The sequence below is a fragment of the Roseateles sp. P5_E4 genome, from assembly GCF_054049255.1.
The window spans coordinates 1-22,278 of sequence record NZ_JBFUMS010000008.1 but is presented as its reverse complement, the minus strand read 5'-3'; the positions used below and the strand labels follow the sequence as shown (position 1 = coordinate 22,278).

At 64.8% G+C, this 22,278-nt stretch carries 15 protein-coding genes; 9 read left to right on the top strand and 6 right to left on the bottom strand.

Annotated elements, in window-relative coordinates; all coding sequences use genetic code 11:
* Window positions 1-87: 87 nt before the first annotated feature.
* A complete protein-coding gene (locus ACXJLH_RS16285) occupies window positions 88-1,428 on the top strand; it encodes an aminotransferase class III-fold pyridoxal phosphate-dependent enzyme (protein WP_457445266.1) in 1,341 nt (446 codons plus the stop codon).
* Between the two features lie 21 nt (window positions 1,429-1,449).
* Window positions 1,450-2,940 (top strand): CoA-acylating methylmalonate-semialdehyde dehydrogenase, encoded by a 1,491-nt coding sequence (locus ACXJLH_RS16280; protein ID WP_457445265.1) that lies wholly within the window; start codon window positions 1,450-1,452, stop codon window positions 2,938-2,940.
* Between the two features lie 28 nt (window positions 2,941-2,968).
* Here the strand turns inward: ACXJLH_RS16280 and ACXJLH_RS16275 are convergent, their stop codons facing one another.
* From ACXJLH_RS16275 to ACXJLH_RS16255, 5 genes are all read right to left on the bottom strand, one after another.
* Entirely contained in the window at window positions 2,969-3,736 is a 768-nt protein-coding gene (locus ACXJLH_RS16275; protein WP_457445263.1) for a LytR/AlgR family response regulator transcription factor, read from the bottom strand.
* The gene (locus ACXJLH_RS16270; protein WP_457445261.1) at window positions 3,733-4,755 is read right to left on the bottom strand and encodes a sensor histidine kinase; all 1,023 of its coding nucleotides are present in this window, start codon (window positions 4,753-4,755) and stop codon (window positions 3,733-3,735) included. Before ACXJLH_RS16270 ends, ACXJLH_RS16275 begins: the two co-directional genes overlap by 4 nt.
* Entirely contained in the window at window positions 4,739-5,416 is a 678-nt protein-coding gene (locus ACXJLH_RS16265) for a hypothetical protein (RefSeq protein ID WP_457445259.1), read from the bottom strand. Before ACXJLH_RS16265 ends, ACXJLH_RS16270 begins: the two co-directional genes overlap by 17 nt.
* A 29-nt stretch (window positions 5,417-5,445) precedes the next feature.
* A complete protein-coding gene (locus ACXJLH_RS16260; RefSeq protein ID WP_457445257.1) occupies window positions 5,446-6,120 on the bottom strand; it encodes a hypothetical protein in 675 nt (224 codons plus the stop codon).
* A 167-nt stretch (window positions 6,121-6,287) separates the two neighbouring features.
* Window positions 6,288-7,817, bottom strand: coding sequence for a tryptophan halogenase family protein (locus ACXJLH_RS16255; protein WP_457445255.1), 1,530 nt, complete (start codon window positions 7,815-7,817; stop codon window positions 6,288-6,290).
* Between the two features lie 122 nt (window positions 7,818-7,939).
* Here ACXJLH_RS16255 and ACXJLH_RS16250 point away from each other — a divergent pair, with 122 nt between their 5' ends.
* The 7 genes from ACXJLH_RS16250 to ACXJLH_RS16220 all read left to right on the top strand — a co-directional run bounded on the left by ACXJLH_RS16250 (window position 7,940) and on the right by ACXJLH_RS16220 (window position 21,590).
* On the top strand, window positions 7,940-9,559 hold the full coding sequence (locus ACXJLH_RS16250; protein WP_457445253.1) for a hypothetical protein: 1,620 nt from the start codon (window positions 7,940-7,942) through the stop codon (window positions 9,557-9,559).
* 159 nt (window positions 9,560-9,718) lie between these two features.
* On the top strand, window positions 9,719-12,823 hold the full coding sequence (locus tag ACXJLH_RS16245; protein ID WP_457445251.1) for a TonB-dependent receptor: 3,105 nt from the start codon (window positions 9,719-9,721) through the stop codon (window positions 12,821-12,823).
* A 153-nt stretch (window positions 12,824-12,976) separates the two neighbouring features.
* A complete protein-coding gene (locus ACXJLH_RS16240; RefSeq protein WP_457445249.1) occupies window positions 12,977-14,449 on the top strand; it encodes a tryptophan halogenase family protein in 1,473 nt (490 codons plus the stop codon).
* A gap of 191 nt (window positions 14,450-14,640) precedes the next feature.
* Window positions 14,641-16,017: a glycoside hydrolase family 43 protein gene (locus tag ACXJLH_RS16235; RefSeq protein WP_457445247.1), complete on the top strand. Its 1,377-nt coding sequence runs from the start codon at window positions 14,641-14,643 to the stop codon at window positions 16,015-16,017.
* Window positions 16,018-16,179: 162 nt separating this feature from the next.
* Window positions 16,180-17,862: a glycoside hydrolase family 43 protein gene (locus ACXJLH_RS16230; RefSeq protein ID WP_457445245.1), complete on the top strand. Its 1,683-nt coding sequence runs from the start codon at window positions 16,180-16,182 to the stop codon at window positions 17,860-17,862.
* A 44-nt stretch (window positions 17,863-17,906) separates the two neighbouring features.
* A complete protein-coding gene (locus ACXJLH_RS16225; RefSeq protein WP_457445243.1) occupies window positions 17,907-19,310 on the top strand; it encodes a glycoside hydrolase family 43 protein in 1,404 nt (467 codons plus the stop codon).
* Between the two features lie 105 nt (window positions 19,311-19,415).
* Window positions 19,416-21,590: a hypothetical protein gene (locus ACXJLH_RS16220; protein WP_457445241.1), complete on the top strand. Its 2,175-nt coding sequence runs from the start codon at window positions 19,416-19,418 to the stop codon at window positions 21,588-21,590.
* A gap of 171 nt (window positions 21,591-21,761) precedes the next feature.
* On the opposite strand, the gene ACXJLH_RS16215 is transcribed toward ACXJLH_RS16220, so the two are convergent.
* The coding region (locus tag ACXJLH_RS16215) for a PA14 domain-containing protein (protein WP_457445239.1) at window positions 21,762-22,278 on the bottom strand (517 nt) is incomplete at its 5' end.

The following is a 22,278-nucleotide window of genomic DNA, read 5'->3' as shown; positions in this document are numbered from 1 at the left end:
GACCGGCAAGTAGACATGGCGATGTTGTCATTGTCTACAAGCATTGGCCCGGGCACGATGCGGCGCAAACCACTCGCACGAGCAGCCATGACTCAGACCGCCGACCGACCCGCAGGATGGATGGACGCCCACTGGATGCCCTTCACCGGCAACCGGCAGTTCAAGGCCAACCCCCGCCTGCTGACCGGCGCCGCCGGCGCCTACTACCGCACCGATGATGGCCGGCAGATCTTCGACGGCCTGTCGGGCCTGTGGTGCACGGGCTTAGGGCATGGGCGCCAGGAGATCGTCGACGCCGTCAGCCGCCAAGCGCGCGAGCTGGACTATTCGCCCGCTTTCCAGTTCGGCCACCCGCTGTCCTTCGAGCTGGCCAACAAGATCGTCGAGAAGATGCCTGCGGGGCTGAACCGCGTGTTCTTCACCGGCTCGGGTTCGGAGTCGGCCGACACGGCGCTGAAGATGGCGCGGGCCTACTGGCGCGCCAAGGGCCAGGCCGGCAAGACGCGGCTGATCGGCCGCGCCAAGGGCTACCACGGCGTCAACTTCGGCGGCATCTCGGTCGGCGGCATGGTGGGCAACCGCAAGACCTTCGGCCAAGGCATCGAGGCCGATCACCTGCCGCACACGCAGCCGCCCAACGGCAGCTTCTTCAAGGGCATGCCGCCGCAAGAAGGCCCGATGGGCGCTGCGCTGGCCGACGAACTGCTGCAACTGATCGCACTGCATGACGCGAGCAACATCGCCGCCGTCATCGTCGAGCCGTTCTCGGGTTCGGCCGGCGTCGTCATCCCGCCGGTCGGCTACTTGCAGCGGCTGCGCGAGATCTGCACCGCGCACAACATCCTGCTGATCTTCGACGAGGTCATCACCGGCTTCGGCCGCGCCGGCGCGTGGACGGGCGCCGAGGCCTTCGGCGTGACGCCCGACATCCTGACCGCCGCCAAGCAGATCACCAACGGCGTGCAGCCGCTGGGCGTGGTCGTCGCCAAGCAGGAGATCCACGACACCTTCATGGCCCAGGGCGGGCCGGACTACATGCTGGAGTTCCCGCACGGCTACACCTACTCGGCCCACCCCGTCGCCTGCGCGGCCGGCCTCGCCTCGCTGGACCTGCTGGAGCGTGAGCACGCGCTGCAGCGCGTGAAGGAGCTGGCGCCGATGTTCGAGACGGCCGTGCATGGCCTGAAGGGCGCCAAGCATGTGGCCGACATCCGCAACTTCGGTCTGGCCGCCGGCATCACCGTCACGCCGCTGCTCGGCGAGCCCGCCAAGCGCCCCTTCGACATCGCGATGGCCATGTACGCCAAGGGCTTCTACGTGCGCTACGGCGGCGACACCATCCAGATGGCGCCGCCCTTCATCAGCACGCCCGCGGAAATCGACTCTCTGGTCTCCGCTTTAGGCGACTGCTTCGACGCGACCCTCTGAACTTTTACTCCCAAGCATCCCGTGATCACTCATCTCATCAACGGCCAGCAGGTCGACGGCGGCAGCCGTTCGGCCGACGTCTTCAACCCCGCCACCGGCAAGGTCGGCGCGCAGGTCCGCCTGGCGGACCGCACCACCGTCGAATCCGCAATTGCCGCCGCGCAAGCCGCATTCCCTGCCTGGCGCAACACGCCGCCGCTCAAGCGCGCCCGCGTGCTGACCCGCTTCAAGGAGCTGCTCGAAGCGCATGCCGACACCATCTGCCGCCTCATCACCGACGAGCACGGCAAGGTGCTGGCCGACAGCCTGGGTGAGCTGCAGCGCGGCATCGAGAACGTCGAGTACGCGACCTACGCGCCGGAGCTGCTGAAGGGCGAGCACAGCCGCAACGTCGGCCCGGGCATCGACGCCTGGTCGGAGTTCCAGTCGCTGGGTGTCTGCGCCGGCATCACGCCGTTCAATTTCCCGGCCATGGTGCCGCTGTGGATGTGGCCCATGGCCGTGGCCTGCGGCAACACCTTCATCCTGAAGCCGTCCGAGCGCGACCCGAGCAGCACGCTGTTCATCGCCCAGCTGGCCCAGGACGCCGGCCTGCCGCCGGGCGTGCTTAACGTCGTCAACGGCGACAAGGAGGCCGTGGACACGCTGCTGGCCGACCCACGCGTGCAGGCCATCAGCTTTGTCGGCTCGACGCCGATCGCCGAATACATCTACGCCACCGGCACCAGGCACGGCAAGCGCGTGCAGGCGCTGGGCGGCGCGAAGAACCACGCCGTCGTCATGCCCGACGCCGACATCGACAACGCCGTGACGGCGCTGATGGGCGCGGCTTTCGGCTCCTGCGGCGAGCGCTGCATGGCCATCCCGCTGGTCGTCGCGGTGGGCGATGCGACGGCCGATGCCGTGCGCGAGAAGCTCATTGCCGAGATGGCCCGCATGAAGATCGGCTCCGGCCGCGAGGCGGGCTGCGACATGGGGCCGCTGGTCACGAAGGCGCACCTGGAGAAGGTGCGCGGCTATGTCGACCAGGGCGTGGAAGAGGGGGCAGAGCTCGTCGTCGACGGCCGCGGCCTGACGGTGGCCGGGCACGAGGCCGGCTACTTCCTCGGCCCCTGCCTGTTCGACCGCGTGACGCCCGGCATGCGCATCTACGAGGAAGAGATCTTCGGCCCCGTGCTCGGCATCGTCCGCGTGGACAGCCTGCAGGCCGCGATGGCGATGATCGATGCGCATGAGTACGGCAACGGCACCTGCATCTTCACGCGCGACGGCGAGACGGCGCGGCACTTCACTGACCACATCCAGGTCGGCATGGTGGGTGTGAACGTGCCGCTCCCGGTGCCTGTGGCTTACCACTCGTTCGGCGGCTGGAAGCGCTCGCTGTTCGGCGACCTGAACGCCTACGGCCCGGACGCGGTGCGCTTCTATACGCGCCGCAAGCAGATCACGCAGCGCTGGCCGTCGTCGGGCGTGCGCGAGAACGCGGCGTTTGCATTTCCGTCCAGCAAATGAGGCCGCCGGCGTGTGCCGACACTGCGCGCTACATCGGCTTGAACCGGGGTTGGAAGCTTTGGCTCACCGGCAACCTTGTCTTGCCGTCCTTGAGCAGCACTTCCATGCTGCCCAGGCTGCGATCCACGCGAGCGACGTGGGCCACGTTGATGACGACGGCGCGGTGAATCTGCCAGAACTGCTCCGGGTCGAGTTGCTGCAGCAGTTCGCGCAAGGACAGGCGCAGCAGGTATTCGCCTTCCGCGGTGAAGGCGCAGGTGTACTTGTTGTCGCTGCGGAAATGGCTCACATCCGCCACCATCACAAGGTGCAAGCGTTCGCCCTGTGAAGCCTGCAGCCAGCGCAGCGGCGCGCTGGGCACGGCAGGGGCGCTGTTCGGCAGCGACGGCGGCGCCCACTGCTGCAACCAGCGCGCGAGTTCGGCCGGAGGCAACTGCAGGCGCTGCTGCAGGCGCTGCACCGTCTCGCGCAGGCGCTCGGTGGCCAGCGGCTTGAGCAGGTAGTCCACCGCGCCCTGGTCGAAGGCGGTCACCGCGTGTGCGTCGTAGGCGGTGACGAAGACGATGTGGCACAGGCCCTTGATGCGCCGCGCCAGTTGCAGGCCGTCCAGCCCGGGCAGGCGGATGTCGACGAAGACGATGTCGGGCCGCAGTTCCAGCACCAGGGCCAGGCCGCGTTCGCCGTCCTCGGCCTCTGCCAGCACTTGCAGCTGCGGCCACAGCTCGGCCAGGCCCTCGCGCAGGCGCTGGCGTGGCAAGGCCTCGTCTTCGATCAGGAGGGCGGTGGGGTGCTTCATCGGGTCTCGGGGGTGTTCCAGGGCAGCTCGATGCGCGCGCACACGCCGCCGGTGGATCGCTGTTGAACACTCAAGCGCGCCGCCTCGCCGTACAGCCCGGCCAGGCGATCACGCACATTAGCCAGGCCCAGGCCCTGGCCCGTGGCCGGCCCCGCCGCAGCGGCCTGCAGGCCGGCGCCATCGTCGCGCACCTCCAGCACGAGGCGCTCGCCCTCGCGCCGAGCGTCGAGCTCGATGCGGCCGCCTTCCGGCTTGGGCTCGATGCCGTGGCGCACCGCGTTCTCCACCAGCGTCAGCAGCATCAGCGGTGGCAGTTTGTGGTCGTCGCAGCCGGGCTGGGCCTGCAGGCCGAAGCACAGGCGCTCGCCCAGCCGTGTGGCCATCACCGTGAGATAGGCGCGCGCCAGCTCGAACTCGCGCTCCAGCGTGCTCATGGGTTCGCGCAGCGAGGGCAGGGCCAGGCGCAGGTAGTCGTGCAGCTCACCGAGAAAGCGCTCGGCCGTGGCCGGTTGGCTGCGGATCAGCTGCTGCAGGCTGGCCAGCGCGTTGAACAGGAAATGCGGCTCGACCTGGGCCTGCAGCGCCTTCAGTTCGGTCAGGCTGACCTGGCGCGACAGCTCGGCCATCGCCGCGGTGTGTTCGGCGTGCGCCAGGCGCAGCGCCAAGGCCTGCTCCTCACGCCAGCGCCACCAGCGGGCCGGCAGATGCATCAGCAGCGCGAAGGCGAAGGCCGGCAGCCAGGGCCGCCACATCGCCAGCGGGTTCTGCCATTGCGCCAGGTCGATGGCCGGCAGCAGCAACGTCCCCGCCGCGGCGCCCAGAGCGGCGGCCAGCGGCACCGCCAGCGGCCACCAGCGCCAGTTGAGCGTGAACCAGGCGGCGCTGTAGGCCAGCCAGAGCTGAGCGGCCAGGGGCAGCCAGCGCGCATGGGGCCAGTACCAGCGCAACAGGGCCCAGGCCGCCCAGAACAGCAGGGCGGGGAGAAGGGCGCGGCGCAGTGACTCAGTCCAGCGCGGCATTTTTCAGCGGCGCCGGTGGCTGCTTTGCCGTTTCGGCCAATGCCTGCGCATAGAAGCGCCGCGCTCGCTCCAGGTCGATGCCGATGGGTGTTGTCGTCGGCGCCACTTCAGGGCCGACAACCTCGAAGCGCAGGCCACGCGCCCAGACCTGGCCTTCGCCCACCAAGCCCAGACCTAGGCCGAGGTGTGTGGCTTCGGCGGGCACGTCCAGCACGACGCTCATGTCGTGCCAACCGCCGTCAGCCGGTACGGCGATGCCCCTGGGAAGCGGCTTTTCCCCACCGCTGCCGGCAGTCGTGACGCCGCTCAAGTCGCCGAAGCCCTCGCCGAGGTAGAGGCCGGCCCAGCCGCGGACGGCCTCGGCTCTCAGCTCGCCGCTGAAGCGGACCCGCTTGCCGGCATAGCCCAGCACCGATTGATAAGCGGAGCCGGCGCTGATGGGTCCCAGTGTCTTCGGGTAGACCGAGCGGATCGTCAGGGTCGGCACGCCGCCAGCGGCGGGATCGATGCCCACTTCATAGCCGTTCAGCGCGGACGTCTTGGCGTCAGTGGGATAGGACGCCTGAAAAGCGTACCAACCCTGGGGCACGTGCGGGCTGGCAGCGTAAGCGCTGAGCACGACGGCGGCCAGCGGCGCGAGCAGGAGGATGCGGAAGTTCATGGCGTTGGTCCTTGACGACGTTGTCGGATCTATTGCAGGGACAGGTTCTGGGGAAGCGTGGGTGGCCGGTCTTTCGGCCACGCCCTCAGCATCTGCTGCACGTTCTGGTGCAGCTCGCGTGCGGCGATGGCCGCCTCGACGCCAAAGCGCTGCGTGCTCAACGGCACATCCCGCCCCACCACCTCCAGCCTCAGGCTCCTTGCCCAGACCTGGCCGCTGCCGGCCAAGGCCAGGCCAACACTGACCGCGCCGGGGCCGTCGGCGGGGATGTCGGCCACCACACTGACCTCGCACCAGTCCGGGCAACCGGCCGCACCCAGTGGCGGCGTCTTGTCGAAGTTCGGATCGAGGTGCGCCCCGTAGAGCTGTGTGAAGCCGGCGGCCACGACCAAGCCGCCCCAGCCATCCGAGCCGGCGGTCTTGACCTGGCCGGTGAAGCGCACACGCTGCCCGGTGTAGCCGAGGACAAACTGACCGATGCTGCCGATGTCGCTGCTGGATCTTTTGCCAATGGACTTGACGGTCAGCGCGCGCTGGCCGCTGGCTTCGGTCTCGGGGGCGATGCCGGCTTCATGCGTGTTGCCATCGGGCCATCGATAGGTGGCACCCGCCATCCAGCCGTCGGGCTGGCGCAGCTTCTCGGCACCGCTGGCGGTCAGCGCCAAGGCCACCAGTGGAATGGTCAAAAGGGCTCGGTAGTCCATCGGTTCTTCCTTTCAGTTGGGAGGGACGACCGCAGTGTGTTCAACCCGTGCCGGCGCGGCCGAGATGATGCGACAGGCCAGCGCAGCGGCTGACGAGGCAGCCTGCGCGGCGACGGGCGACTTGGACGCGGGGGCCGGGGCCGCCCTCGTCGAGGGCGCCGCGCGCGTCAGGCCTTCGGCGGGGCGGAGATCCTGTCCAGGAAGTCCGTGTGCGACGGCATGGATGCCACCGTGCGCGAGATCGAGCTGTGCACCGAGTGAAGGTGCCGGCGGATCAGCTGCGGGTCCACCAGGTCGATATAGGGGTCGTACCTCTCAGGGTAGACGCCCAGGCCCAGCAGGATCGACGCCCACGACGGCTCGGCAAAGCCTTCCGGCTCGATCACCGCGACACGGCCGGTCTTGCGGAACAGGGCGATCTGGTGCGCGAGATCGTCGGGAATGGGCATGTCGGCGCAATAGCGCCAGAACTCGCTGTCGCGCCGCTCGCCCAGCTTGTAGTGAAGGATGATGAAGTCGCGCACGGACTCGTAGCGGTAGGCCATTTGCCGGTTGAACTCGTCCGCCAGCGCCGGCTGGAATGACTGGTCAGGCAGCATGGCCGTCAGGCGGCTGACGGCGTCCATGATGAGATGCAGGCTGGTGGATTCCAGCGGTTCCAGGAAGCCGGACGACAGGCCGATGGCCACCACGTTCTTCACCCAGCCCTGCTTGCGTCGCCCAGTGACAAAGCGCTGTTGCCGAGGCTCGTCAAGGGCCTTGCCGTCCAGGTGGTCCAGCAGCGTGCGCTGCGCCTCGTCATCGCTCAGGTAGCCGCTGCAATAGACCAGCCCATTGCCCGTGCGGTGCTGCAGCGGGATGCGCCACTGCCATCCGGCCGTACGTGCGGTCGACCGCGTGTAGGGCGTCATCGGGCCCGCACGCTCGCAGGGCACGGCCAGTGCGCGGTCGCAGGGCAGCCAGCGGCTCCAGTCTTCATAGGGCGACTTCATCGCACCGTCGATCAGCAGGGCGCGAAAGCCGGAGCAGTCGATGAAGAGATCGCCCTCCACCCGGCGCCCGTCGCTCAGGTGCAGCGCCGCCACGAAACCGTCTTCAGGCCGCGTCTCGACGCGCGTGATGGTGCCCTCGACGCGCTTGGCGCCATGCTTGAGGGCGTACTCGCGCAGGTAGGCGCCGTACAGCGATGCATCGAAGTGAAAGGCGTAGTCGAAGGCATTGGAAGGCGACGGCTCGCCGGCTGCCGGTGGCACGAAGCGCATTTGCCGGGCCATCACCGTCGCGGTCGACCATTCTTCGTAGGAGGGGAGTTTGTCTCCCAGGGCCTGCAGGCGCAGCCAGTAGGCCCACAGCGGCCGGCTGTGGATGGCTGGGCCGAACCCGCCGAAGCCGTGGAAGAAGCGATGGCCGATCCGGCCCCAGTCCTGGAACTCGATGCCGAGCTTGAAGGTGGCGCGCGTGCTGCGGACGAAGTCTGCCTCGTCGATTCCCAGAAGCTGGTTGTAGAACTGGATGGTTGGCAACGTCGCTTCGCCGACCCCCACAGTGCCGATGTCCGCCGACTCCACCAGCGTCACCTCGCAATGCTGATCCGGTTGGTCAGGCCGGCACAGCATCCGCGCCAGCGGGGCGGCGGTGATCCAGCCGGCGCTGCCGCCGCCGACGATGACGATCCGCTGAAGTGGACGATTTCGCACAAAAAGTCTCCAAAAAAAAACAGATCTGGTCTGTCCGGGAGTTTGCCCTATGTCTCTTTGGTCTTACCAGTTGTACGCTTGGCGCAGGCATCGGAAAGCATTTCTGACAGACGGCGCGGTTCATGGTGCGCTCGCCAGCCTTGGAACAGGGTGACAAAGACGCAACGGGCGGCTTTCTCTCACCGGCCAATAGTTGGTGCAACGACCGAACCAAGTCGCCGTCAGTGAGGCGGGGCGAGCCGATCTCAAGGAGCAGCGTCGCTGCAGAGCAAGTTCTGCAGCCGGGTGCCCAGTTATTTCAGAACAGGAGACATAAAGTGACGAAAAAGATGGTTCCGCAGGCCCGGAAGTTGACCGTTATTGCGGCTTGCGCTTTTCTGGCCTCCTGCGGTGGCGGTGGCGGTGGCGGTGGCGGTGGCGGCTCAGAGGGCCGCTACCAGGTCATAACTCTCAAATATCCGGGTGGCGCCATAGGCGGCACGCTGCTGAATCCCCCGACGACTTTGTCAGCCACGGCCACATCCGGGCTGCCGGTCAGCTTCCGAACCGGCACACCCACCACCTGCACGGTCGCTGGTGACAAGCTGACGCTGGTGGCCGCGGGTGAGTGCCTGGTCATCGCCAGCCAGCCCGGCGGGGCCGGTTCGGATGGCACCCAATGGGCCGCTGCCGACGATGCGAGCCAGCTGTTCAATGTGTTGAAGCATGCGCAGGTGGTTGATTTCACCCCGCCCGACTACGTGCTGCGGGCGGCAACGACGTCGGTCGCGCTCAGCGCGACTGCGGACTCAGGGCTACCCGTCACGTTCTCCACCGACACGCCCGCTGTCTGCACCATCAGCGGCAGTACGGTCCAGTTGCTGGCCAAGGGCTCCTGCGCGGTGTCGGCGAAGCAAGCTGGCAATGAGAGCTACAAGGAGACGACGACGCAGCGCTATATCGCCGTCGACCCGCTGCTCATTGCCGACGGCTTCGCGCCGGGAGGTGGTCGCGGAACAATGAACAACCTAGTCACCAAGCAGGGCGGCAACGTCTGGGTGAACCCGTGGGACAGCGCGCTCAACGCTGGCTGGGAGTGGTGCGATGCGAGCGCGGGCGACTGGTGCTACAGCAAGGTCTCCACCGATGGCTCCACGCTCGATTCGGCCCTGCATATCCCGGACACCATGTTCACCGGCGGCTGGCAATACGGCTTCAACCGCATCGACATCTTTGCGCCTGGCCTGAGTGGCTTCAATTCGTCGGGCGACACGGTGGGTGGACTGCAGGTAACCACCGAGAAGGCGTTGGGCTTCACCATGGGCTTGGGCCTTGATCTCTACTCGTCGAACAAGCCCATCGTCGTGCACCTGGACCTGGGCAAGCGCAACAACGGCTGCAACGTCAGGCTGAGCACCTTGGTGTGGGCCCCATTGCCGGGGTTGCTCAGCTACGGCGTGCCGCTTGACAACTTTGCGGTGACCGATGCCTGCGGCCTGTCGGGCGTCACCACGGCGTCGCTTGACGACGACGTGCGCAAGCTGCCGAACCCTTTTGACAGCACGGGCGCCCCCGTCAACGCCGCCGCGTTCAAGGCGGCCCTGGACAAGATGGCGGCCTCGCGCGCCTCGGCTGCGACGCTGCTGCAGTCCTCCAACGTCGTGCGCACACGCTTCTGGTTGATGGACGCGAACGTGGACAAGAAAACCGCGGGCATCTACGCGTCCGACTTGACCATCAAGGGCGCCATCACCATCCAGTAACCCAGGCCGCGAGCGGCGTTGCGTGTCAGCGGCCGGCCCCGTGTTGATCGGGGCGGTGACACCAGCATCGCGAGGGGCGGCCTCGGCATTCGGTGCCGGGGCACGCGGCAGCGCTGAAGCCAGCTGCCGCCGGACACATCGAAGGAATACGGAGACACCATGAAAAAACAGTTCCGCACCACGGCCATCCATCGCGGCATGGTCCACATGATGCTGCTGACCGTCGGCAGCGCCGCAATGGCACAGACGGCGGCTGAAAAGCCGGCAAACCTGGAAACCGTTGTCATCACCGGGCAGCGCGCAGCGCTGCAGTCGGCACAGAAGATCAAGCAAAACGCCGAGGAAATCGTCGACTCGGTCGTCGCGGAAGAGGCCGGCAAGCTGCCGGACAAGTCGATCACGGAAGTGCTGCAGCGCGTCGTCGGCGTCGTCATCGACCGCAACAAGTCGCGCGGCGACCCGGAGCACTTCTCCGTCGAGGGCTCGGGCATCAGCGTGCGGGGCCTCAGTTGGGGTTCTTCGGTGCTGAATGGTCGTGAGTCGTTCTCGGCCGGTTGGCCGGGCCGCGAGCTGAGCTGGGGCGACATTCCACCCGAGCTGATGGCCGGCGTGGACGTCTACAAGAACCCCTCCAGCGAGATCATCGAAGGCGGCGTCAGCGGCACGGTGAACCTGCGCACGGCCTTGCCCTTTGACTACAAAGGGACCAAGGCCTACCTGTCGGCGGGCAACAACTACGTGCAGCGCTCGGGCAAGAATTCGCCCAGCGTGTCGGGGCTGTACACCACCCAATGGAACACGGACATCGGCCGCGTGGGCGTTCTGGTGGACCTCTCCTACAACCACTCCAGCTTCCAGAATGAGAGCATCCAGCTGGATGCCTACTTCCCGCGGACCGACCTGATCGCCGGCAAGGTGGCCTGGGCGCCGAAATCGGCCTCGTTCCGGAACAACACCGGCGACACCGAACGCGCCGGCTTCTACGCCGCGCTGCAGTGGAAAAAGGACAGGATGGACTCGTCGCTGACCTATTTCCTGTCGGGCGCACGGGAGACGGGCAGCGAGCAGGGCATCTACACCGGAGTGGAGAACCCGTACAAGTCGGTGATCAAGAATGCGACGTACGACGCCAACAACGTGCTGACCTCTGGCCTCTACACCTACCCCAGCGGGGGCCTCGGGGCGAACACCTTTGCCGATGGCGGCCTGGGCTTCAACGTCTCGCGCGGCTGGAATCGGAGCAATTCGAAAACCGGTGAACTGGCGTGGAACTTCAAGTGGGCCATCAACGACCAGTGGCTGGTGCAGAACGACGTCCAATGGGTTCATGCGAAGAACGATTCGATCGGCCGCAACATGCAGCTGGGCACCTACGTGCCGAGCATGGGCATCGACGTGTCCGGAAAGAGTCCGGTGCGCATCGGGTTCGACCAGACTGCCACGGATTTCCTGGCCGACCCGAAGAACTATTACTGGAACCTGGTCATGCCGGGCATGAGCAAGGCCGATGCCGACCTCTACGCCTGGAAGGCCGACGCGCGTTACCGTTTCGAGGACAACCCCATCCTGCGTGACATCCGTGTCGGCGTGAGAGCCACCTATCGCGTGGCACGCCACTACGACGCCACGGGCAATACCTGGACGTCCACTTCCGATCCTTGGGCCGTCAAGCAGACCTCCACGCCCGGCAAGCCGCCTGCGGTCACCGATGGGCTCGACTGGCAATCACGCGGAAGCTTCGGCTACATGAGCGACCCGCGCTACCAGACCGTGCCGGTCGAAGTGTTCAACTTCAGCAACTTCTATGGCGGCAAGGCGGGCAAGCTGCCGAACATCGTCATGCCGACGATCGGTGCCGTGCGCGACTACCCGAACACATACAAGACGCTGGCCAACGATTACCGCTACCAGCAATGCCTGGATGGCAAGGCGCTGTTCCCCACCATGAACATCACGTGCGACTACGCGAAGGACTATCAGAACTTCCAGGAGCTGGTTTTCGACGGTAACCCGGAAAAGACCAGCACGCACAGCGAACAGACCGACGCGGTCTACGCCACGCTGCGCTTCGGCTTCGACGACCTGAAGTTCCCGATCGAAGGCAACGCCGGTGTGCGTGTCGTGCTGACCCGCGACGTCTCGCACGGCTACACAGCTTTCCAGACGCAATACAACTCGCAGACGCCGCCCGATCTGCCGCGCTTCGACCAGCTCGGAGGGCCTCTGAACGTGCAGAACGAATTCGTCAAGGTGTTGCCGTCGCTCAACCTGAAGATGAACTTCACCGACAGGTTGCAGGCTCGCCTGGCGATGGCCCAGAGCATGAACCGACCCGGCTTCAACCAACTTGGCGAGTACATCAAGCTGTGGCAGGACTACGACGCCATCAACCAGAGGGTCTCCTACCGTGGCGAGAACTCTGGCAACGTCAAGCTCAAGCCGATCACGGCCAACAGCTATGACCTGGCGCTGGAGTGGTACCCGCGTGACGGCCAGTCCATCACCGGCACGGTGTTCCATAAGGACGTCAAGGACGTCATCATGAACACCTCTTACAGCCGCACCTACAACAGTGTGGGTGGCAATCCGCAGATTTTCTCGGTCACGGGTCCCGCCAACGTTGGGAAGGCCAAGGTCAGCGGCCTGGAGGTTGCGGCCATGACTTACCTGGACAAGCTGCCGTTCCTGGACGGCGTGCTGCCGGACTGGGCCAAGGGCATCGGCGTGTCGGCCAACTACACCTACATCGACGCCAAGCAAAGCCTGTACAAGCAGATCTACAACCCCTATTGCGATGCGGGCAGGACGCAGACGAATGGCACCTTGCACCTGTTCGGCTGCGACACCAACGGCGTGCCGTTCAACGATCTGCCGCTGCCCTACATGGCCAAGAACGCGGCCAACTTCGTCTTGATGTACGACCGCGGCCCGTTTTCGGCACGGCTGGCCTACAACTGGCATAGCCGGGTGCTGCAGGGGGCGGATGCCAATGGCACGCGCGGCGATGATGCGACGAGCGCGGACCCGACGCGCCCGGGTGCCCGGGATGTGGGCTGGGGCCTGCCGACCTGGCAGGAGGCATTCGGCCAGTGGGACGCCGGCATGAACTACAGGTTCAGCGACCAGTTCAGTATGTCGCTCAACATGACGAACCTGAACAACGTCATCGTCCGCCAGACGCAGCAGCAGCACATCGGCACGATGGGGCGTGCGTGGTTCTACCCTGGCCGCAGCTACTCAATGAGCGCACGCTACGAGTTCTGACGCGGTCCCTGACGCGGCGTAACTGCATGCCGCCTGGACGGACTGTCCGGGCGGCATGCCCACTTGCGTGGGTCGGCGCCGCGTGGCCAGAGATGGAAATGATGGACGTCGGCGCAGATCATTGATGGCGCCCAAGAACTTGGCAGAGTCTCTATGACGCAGAAAATTGCTCGCATCGTCGTCGTGGGCGGTGGCAGCGCAGGCTGGATGGTGGCCGCGGCGCTGGTCACCGGGCTGAAGGGCCGCGCCGCCGTCGAGGTGGTCGAGTCCGAGGAGATCGGCATCGTCGGCGTGGGCGAAGCCACCTTCCCATCCATCCGCAACTACAACCAGCTGATCGGCATCGACGAGCGCGATTTCCTGCGCGCCACCAACGGCACCTACAAGCTCGGCATCCGCTTTTGCGACTGGCTGGACGTGGGCAAGGACTACTTCCACACCTTCGGCCACTTCGGCAACCTGTTCGGTTCGCAGACGCTGTGGGGCCAACACCGCCGCATGGGGCTGACCGAGCCGCTGGGCGTGCAGTGCGTGCCGACGGTGATGGCGATGAAGGGCCGCTTCGTGCTGCCCGACGAGCAGGCGCAGTTCAAGTACGCCTACCACTTCGACGCCGTCCAGTACGCTGCCTTCCTGCGCAAACTGGCCCTTCAGCGTGGTGCCCGCCACACGCTGGGACGCATCACCGACGTGTCTCGCCGTGCCGATGGTGGCGTGGCCGCCGTGCAGCTGGAGGACGGCCGGCGCATCGAGGGTGACCTGTTCGTCGACTGCTCGGGCTTTCGCTCCCTGCTGTTGGGCCAGGCGCTGGCMGAGCCCTTCGTSGACTTCAGCCACTGGCTGCCCGTGGACGGCGCCTGGGCCTGCCCCACCGAGCGGGTYGGCGAGGARCTGGCYCCGTACACCCAGGCCACGGCGCTGGAAGGGGGCTGGGCGTGGCGCATCCCGCTGCAGAACCGCACCGGTCATGGCCACGTCTTCTCAAGCCGCTTCATCGACGCCGACCGTGCCCGCGAACAACTGCTGGCCCGGCTCGACGGCAAGCCGCTTGGCGAGCCGCGGCTGCTGCGCTTCACGACCGGCCACCGCGAACGCTTCTGGGTGCACAACGTCGTCGCCATCGGCCTGTCCTCCGGCTTCCTGGAGCCGCTGGAATCCACCAGCATCTACCTGATCCAGGACGGCATCAGCCGCCTCATGACCCTGCTGACGGCCGGCCGGCCGGTGGACGAGAACGACCGGGCCCTGTTCAACGACGGCGCGGCTCGCCGCTTCGCGCGCATCCGCGACTTCATCATCCTGCACTACTGCCTGACCCGCCGCCGCGACAGCGAGCTGTGGCGCCATGTGTCATCGATGGAGCTGCCCGAGACGCTGGCCTTCCGGATGGAGCTGTGGCGTCGCTACGGCGTGCTGCACGAATACGACGAGGAAGGCTTCGACGCCACCAGCTGGCTGGCCATCCACGCCGGCATGGAGCACTGGCCAGAGCGCAACGATCCGGTCTTCGCGGAGATTTCGCCGGAGCGGGCCATGCAGGCGCTGGACCAGCGTCGCAAAGCCATCGAAGCCTCGGTGGCGCGCATGCCGCAGCACCATCGCATGCTGCTCAAGATGCTGGGCTGATCCCTGGCCCGTCTGCGCTCATACGGCCACGAGACAAACCATCTGCACGCCCGCTGGCGTCAGCTCGAACTGATCAACCTGAAAGGTGAAGCGCCATGTGGCAGGGGTCGAAATCGCCCGTAGTTTTCCCAGCGGATGGCCGTTTCGCCGCTCCGCATCGTTCCGAATCGAGGTTTCCCATGATTGCGCGCGTGCTTGCGCTCCTGGCGCTTGTCCAGGCCTGCGTCTGGCCGCAGCCGAGCCAGGCCGAGAACCCCGTCGTCCAGACCAGCTTCACCGCCGATCCGGCACCGCTGGTGCACAAGGGGGTTGTCTACCTCTACACCGGGCAGGACGAGGACGAAGCCCGCGACTTCAAGATGCGCAACTGGCGTCTCTACACGTCGACCGACATGTCGAACTGGACCGACAAGGGCGTCGTGGCGTCGCTGGCGACCTTTCCCTGGGCGGTGCAGGACAACGATGCCTGGGCTTCCCAGGTGGTCGAGCGCGATGGCAAGTTCTACCTTTATGCGTCGGTGAGCGTACCGGGCTGGCCCAAGAGCGTGATTGCCGTCGCCGTGGCCGACAAGCCTGAGGGGCCGTTCAAGGATGCCCTGGGCAAGCCGCTGATCGACAAGGGCATCGGTTACTTCGACCCTACGGTGTTTGTTGACGACGATGGGCAGGCCTATATGTACTGGGGCAACCCGAACCTGTACTACGTGAAGCTGAACCCGGACATGATCTCCTACAGCGGCGAGATCCAGCAGGCCGAGGGCAAGCCGCGCAACTACCAGGAAGGCCCCTGGTTCTACAAGCGCCAGGGCAAGTACTACATGGCCTACGCGTCGGCCTGCTGCCCCGAAGGCATTGGCTATGCCATGAGCGACAAGCCCATCGGCCCCTGGGTCTACAAGGGCGACATCATGGACCACAACACCAACTCGACCGGCAACCACCCGGGCATCGTCGACTACATGGGTGGGTCCTACCTGTTCGGGTTCAACTACCGGCTGAACTTTGCCGACACGCCCATCCATCGCGAACGCCGCTCCGTCACCGTGACCCGGTTCGACTACAACGCGGACGGCACCATCAACATGCTCCCCTGGTGGGACAACGTGGGCGTCGCTCCGCTCAAACCCCTGTCGCCCTACGAACGCGTGGAGGCCGAGACCATGGCCTGGACGTCGCGCCTGAAGCGCGATCGGGATCGCCAGTTCGACTGGGCACCTGGCATCAAGACCGCGCGCAATGACAAGGTCGGCATGGTCGTCACGCGCATCACCGATCTCACCTACATCAAGGTCAATGGCGTCGACTTTGGCAGCAAGGGCGCATCACGCTTCGTCGCCAACGTGGCCAGCGAGATGGACGGCGGCAAGATCGAGTTGCGGATCGACAGCGTCGAAGGCCCGCATCTCGGCACCCTGACGGTGGCCCGCACCGGCGGCCGGGATCAGTGGCAGCAGCAAAGCGTGCCGGTCTCGGGTGCCACGGGCGTGCACGACCTCTACCTCATCTTCAGGGGTCAAGGCGAGCCGACGATGTTTGAGTTCGATCACTGGCGCTTCGAGCGCAAGTGAGGCCTGCGACCCTGAAGCCGCCCCCGGATCTGAGCGATATAGAAGAACGAGATTTCCGTCGCCGCAGCTGACGCTTCCTCGCTGTCGCGCCGTGCGCTGCTTCAGGCCGTTGCTGCTGCCTTTACGGCGCTGGACTCGCAATAACTACTCCAGAGACAAAACATGAACACACACGCTGGCAGCCTGCGCCGCCGTTCCGCCGGCTCTCCCGCGCGTCTCATGAACTGCCCGATCTTTCCCATGCTGATGGCCCTCGTGCTCTCCGTCGCGTCTCAGGTCGTTCCGGCGGCCGAGGTTGCACAGGCAGCACCAGCTGCACAGGCGGCTCCTGCCCACAACCCGCTGATCTGGGCCGACGTCCCCGACATCGCCGTCATCCGTGTGGGCAAGACCTACTACATGAGCAGCACGACGATGCACATGAGCCCGGGCCTGCCGATCATGAAGTCCACGGACCTGGTCAACTGGAGCATGGCTTCCTACGCCTATGAAACCCTTGCCGACAACGAAGCCATGCGCCTCGAAAACGGCAAAACCGCCTACGGTCGCGGCTCCTGGGCCAGCAGCCTGCGTTTCCACAACGGCGTGTTCTATGTCTCGACGTTCGCCTCCACCAGCGGACGCACCCACATTTACACCACGCGCGATCCGGAGCGCGGCCCGTGGAAAGAGACGAGTTTCGAGCCAGCGCTGCATGACCACAGCCTGTTTTTCGACGACGACGGTCGCGTTTACATGCTCTGGGGGGCCGGTCGCATCACGCTCACCGAGCTGCAACCCGACCTCTCCGGAATCAAGCCCGGCGGCGTGAACAAGGTCATCATCGAAAATCTCAACGCCGTCTTCGGCTCCGACCTGGGCGGGCTCAGCGAGGGTTCGCAGCTTTTCAAGATCAACGGCCGCTACTACCTCGTCAACATCGCCTCGCCCGGGAGCCGCTGGGCGCGCAGCGTCATCGTCCACCGCGCCGACAAAATCGACGGTCCCTACGAGGGTCGCATCGTGCTCGATGACCGCGGCATCGCCCAGGGCGGCCTCATCGACACGCCCGAAGGCAAGTGGTACGCCTATCTCTTCAAGGACAACGGCGCCGTCGGTCGCATTCCCTATCTCGTGCCGGTGACCTGGAAGGACGGCTGGCCCGTGCTCGGCGAAAACGGCAAGGCGCCCATGACGCTCGACATCCCCGCTGGCGGACAGGGCGTCTCCGGCGCCTCCGGCATCGTCGCCTCCGACGAATTCGACCGCCAGCCCGGCGACCCCGACCTGCCCCTCGCCTGGCAATGGAATCACAACCCCAAGCCTCGTGACTGGTCGCTTACCAAGCGCCCGGGCCACCTGAGCCTCGTCACCAGCCGGGTCGTTTCCACGTTGCCGGAGGCCACGAACACCCTCACCCAGCGCACCTTTGGCCCCAGCAGTTTCGCCACCACGAGCATCGACGTGAGTGGCATGAAAGACGGCGACCTGGCCGGCATCGCCGCTTTTCAGAAAGACTATGGGTTTGTTGGCGTAAAGATGAGCGGCGGCACCCGATCTCTCGTCATGGTGAGCGCCGACTCCGGCAATCCCGAGGAAATCGCCTCCGTTCCCCTCTCCGGCAAAACCGTTCACCTCAAGGTCGAATGCGAATTTCTGCCCGCGCCTGACGTCGCCCGCTTCTCCTACAGCCTCGACGGCAAATCCTGGACCCCCATCGGACGTCCCTCGGCTCTTCACTACACCCTTCCGGAGCACTTCATGGGTTATCGCTTCGGTCTCTTCTATTACTCGACCAAAACCGCCGGCGGCCGTGTGGACTTCGACTATTACCGAATCGGACAAGGGGCGAAAGACGGGCGCTGACGCGGTGCGACCTTATTTCCCACTTCCCCCAATTTCCGCCCGTCATGAAAAAACCAACCTTCTCCGCTGTCGTTCTCTTGTCCGTGTTGGCTCTGCTGCCCGCGACGTCATTCGCGCTCAACCCGGTTATTCAAACGATGTACACGGCCGATCCGGCCCCCATCGTCCATAACGGCACGCTCTACCTGTTTTCCGGCCATGACGAAGATGTCGGGGAAAAAGGTAACTTCAACATGAAGAACTGGGTGCTCGCCACGACAACGGACATGGTGAACTGGACCCAGCATGGCGCCATCGCCTCCCTCCGGGATTTTCCCTGGGCCGCCAAGGAGATCTCAGGCGGGGACGGTTTTGACAACGGCGCCTGGGCCCTCCAGGTGATTGAGCGGGAGGGCAAATGGTATCTCTATGCTCCGTTGCAAGGCCGTGGTATTGGCGTGCTGGTCGCCGACAATCCCCTCGGGCCATACACCGATCCCCTCAAGAAACCGCTGATCGGCGGCCAGTATGACAGTATCGATCCGACCGTTTATATCGACGACAAGGGCCAGGCCCATCTCGCCTGGGGCAATCCCAATCTGTGGTCGGTGAAGCTGAACAAGGACATGATTTCCTACGACACCAACGTCGGGGAGAACGGCCTCATTCGGCATCCGATGACCATCAAGGCCTTGGGCGAGCGCATCCCTGCGGACGCAAAACGCGGCACGTCTTACGAAGAAGGCCCCTGGCTCTATAAGCGCAATGAGCGCCACTACCTGTTTTTTGCCGCTGGTCCGCTCCCTGAGCCTCTCGGCTACTCCACCGGCCCCACACCGCAAGGGCCGTGGACTTACGGCGGCCCCGTCATGGCCCCGCAGAGCGCCTTCACCAACCACCCGGGCGTGGTCGATTACAAGGGCAAGACCTACCTTTTCTATCACAACGCCGCGCTTCCGGGAGGCGATGGCTTCAAACGTTCCGTGTGCGTCGACGAGTTGAAGTTCAACCCCGATGGCACTGTGCCGATGGTGCAGCCAACCAAGGAAGGGCCGGCACCGGTCGGCACGCTCGATCCCTACAAGCGAGTCGAAGCCGAGACCATCGCCTGGTCTTCCGGCGTCAAGATCGAACCCAGCAGCGCCGGCGGCCAGAACGTGCGCGGCATCCACGATGGCGCCTACATCCAGGTGCGAAATGTCGATTTCGGCGTGACCGGCGCGCGCGCCTTCATGGCCAGCCTCTCCAGCAAGGCCAAGGAGGCCAGCGGGGGGAAGATCGAGATTCGTCTGGGCAAGCTCGACGGCCAGTTGGTCGGCACTCTGCCAGTGTCAGGAACCGGCGGCGAATGGAAGCAGCAGTTGGCCCAGATCTCCGGAGCCTCCGGCGTCCAGGATCTCTTCTTCGTATTCCGCGGTGCGGCCGGCGAAGAACTGTTCAAATTCGATTACTGGCAATTCTCAAAATAACTGTAGGCATCGGGTCGACACGAAGTCGAACTTCCCAACACCCGAGGCTTATTTGTTCTTAATTGCCGGCCTAAGCCCGGCCTGACGATTTCGTGGAAGTTTCCTATGCGCGGCCGTTTTTCCTTGCCAGTTATATTTCTGTTATTGATTATCGGATCCAACGGCGTRCTCGCATCACCGCCAGAGCAGCGCATTACGCTGCAAGGCGATGCGGGCGGGAAGCGTTTTGACGGCATCGGCGTCGTCGATGGGGGCGGGGCCACGTCGGTCTTGTTGAAGGATTATCCAGAACCCCAGCGCAGCCAGATTCTTGATTTGATGTACAAGCCCAGGTTCGGCGCTTCCGTCAGCGCGCTGTACGTCGAAATCCCCGGCGACGGCAATTCTACGCAGGGCTCCATGCCCAGCCACATGCACAAGCGCGATGACTTGAACTATTCGCGTGGTTACATGTGGTGGGTTATGCAGGAGGCCAAGAAGCGCAATCCGAAACTCTCGCTTGATGCCACTGCCTGGAGCGCGCCCGGATGGCTGGGCGACCAGGGCCCGGTGTTTACAAAACAAGCCGGTAGCGACGACAAGGGCGACCGCAACTTCTTTTCACAAGACACGGCCAACTACTACGTGACGTGGCTCCAGGGCCTGCGCCAGGTGTATGGGCTGGAGCTGGACGCGATCGGCATTCGCAATGAAAAGGGCGTGAGCTATGACTTCAGCAAGGCGCTGCGCACGACCCTGACAGCGAATGGTTTCAAGTCGACAAAGATTCACGCCTTTGACAACTGGCCGGACGATTGGAAATTCAATTTTGTGAAGGACATGCTGACGGACAAAGACTTGCGCGACTCGATCGACATCATCGGCGCCCATATCAATCCGCCCGAGTCATTTACGCCGGCATCGGTGCGCGAGTTGGCTGAAGGCCTCAACAAGCCGATCTGGAATACCGAGCAGCACGTGTACAAGGCTGGCTATGACGGCCTGATCTCGATGGTGCAGGGTTTCAACGAGAATTTTGTTCGCAGCGGCGCCACCAAGGTCGTCAACTGGTATGGCATTGCAGGCCTGTACACCATGACCCCGTATTCCGGCGAGAAGGAAGCGGCCATACGGGCAAACTGGCCTTGGAGTGCGCATTACCAGCTCAACCCCGTGCTTTGGGGTTACGCCCATTACGGCCAATTCACCGAAATCGGCTGGACCTACCTCAAGGGTGGCAGTGGCGACCTGACGACGGGCGGCACTTATGTCACCCTGAAATCGCCAGCCAGCGACTACAGCATCATCCTGGAAACCAAAGACGCCAAGGCCCCGCAGCAGGTCCGCTTCGAAATTGGCGGCGGCCTGTCGTCGAACAAGCTGGCTGTCTGGCGCAGCAATGAGAAGGAGCACTTCGTACGCCAGGATGACCTCGAACCGGTCAATGGTGTCGTGACGCTCACCCTCGATCCGCATGCTGTCTATTCACTGACGACCACCCGCGGGCAGCGCAAGGGTGGTTTCGACAAGATCCCGGAGGTCAAGGCTTTCCCCTTCCCCTATTACGAGACCTTCGAACAGTACGCCGATCCGAAGCAATGGGGTTATTTGCCGCGCTACTTCTCCGACATCAGCGGTGCCTTCGAGTTGACCGCTTGTCCAGGGGGGAAAGGACGTTGCTTGCGTCAGATGACGCCAGTGCCAACGATCTCGTGGGGGCCCGACTGGCAGCCGTACACCATCGTGGGTGACGACGCCTGGCAAGACTACGAAGTCAGCACCGACGTGTATCTGCAGCCTGGCGACACGGCCGCCGTGATGGGGCGTGTGAACCACGTTGGCACGGGTTTCGGCGTCATCCCCAAGGGCTACTTCGCGCAACTGGACGACAGCGGGCAGTTGCGGTTGGTGGTCATTCGCGGCAAGGCTGACCCGAAGAAGCTGGAAGGCGACGCCGAGCAGCAGGCCTTGATCAAGGCGCAAAACGACAGCAGTCCTGGTGGCGAAAAAGTGCTCGCGACGACGCAGTTGGCGGGCATCGCGCCGAACCGGTGGCACAAATTGGCGCTGCGTTTCAGCGGGTCCACCATCACCGCCGTCGTCGACGGTAAAGCGGTACTGAGTGCGACCGACACGCTGTACGGGAAGGGAATGGCGGGACTGATGGCGGGCGCATCGCAGAACCGCGTCAGCATGCCGTACTTCGACAATGTGCTGATCAACAGACTGGATGGCACTTTGCCGAAGCCAGCGACCGCCATCGCTGGGCAGCGTTCGGTTTATCCAAGCTCGGCGCGGTGAACTTCTGCGGTCGATCATCGGTCTGACCGATGATGGTCGATCAGAAATCGACATGTTCTCCTACGAGAAACGCGGCGAGCATGAGTCGCGGTGGGCAGCCTGCAGATGGACGCTGACCACAGTGGTCAGCGCGTAACCCAGCGGTGCGCTGGTCAAGCTCGCGGCATCGTGCTATCCCGGGGCCGAAGCGGCGGCCGGCGGGCGCCCGAGCAGCCGGCGGGGGATGTACTGGTAGTCCTTGCCGTCCGGCTTCTTCCAACCCAGGATCAGCGCGAGACCGTAGCCAGGCCCCTGAAAGTAACGCACACGGAAATTGCGCAAACCCTTGGCCAGCTTCACGGTTTCCATCAGCGGATAAGCCGCATGGATGCCGTCGTTGTTGATCACCTCCACGTCATCCACGGTCAGGATGGCCCCATCGTCGGACAGCAGCATGAGATCCATGGTGAGGTCCTGCGGCATATTGACGGTGAAGCGGATGTCCAGCCCGAACCATTCGTTCATGTCCAGGCCAGGGAAGCCCTCGCGGTGGTCGCGCGGCGTGATGTCGAGCTGGGCCAGGCAAACGGTCTTGATGGGTTTGCGCCGGCGCATTTCGTTCACCGACTTGGTGTCCGGTCGGAGGCGGTAGACCTCGGCCACCATCGGCCGGTCCGGTGAGTCCGCGCATTCCTCAAACAGCTTGGCC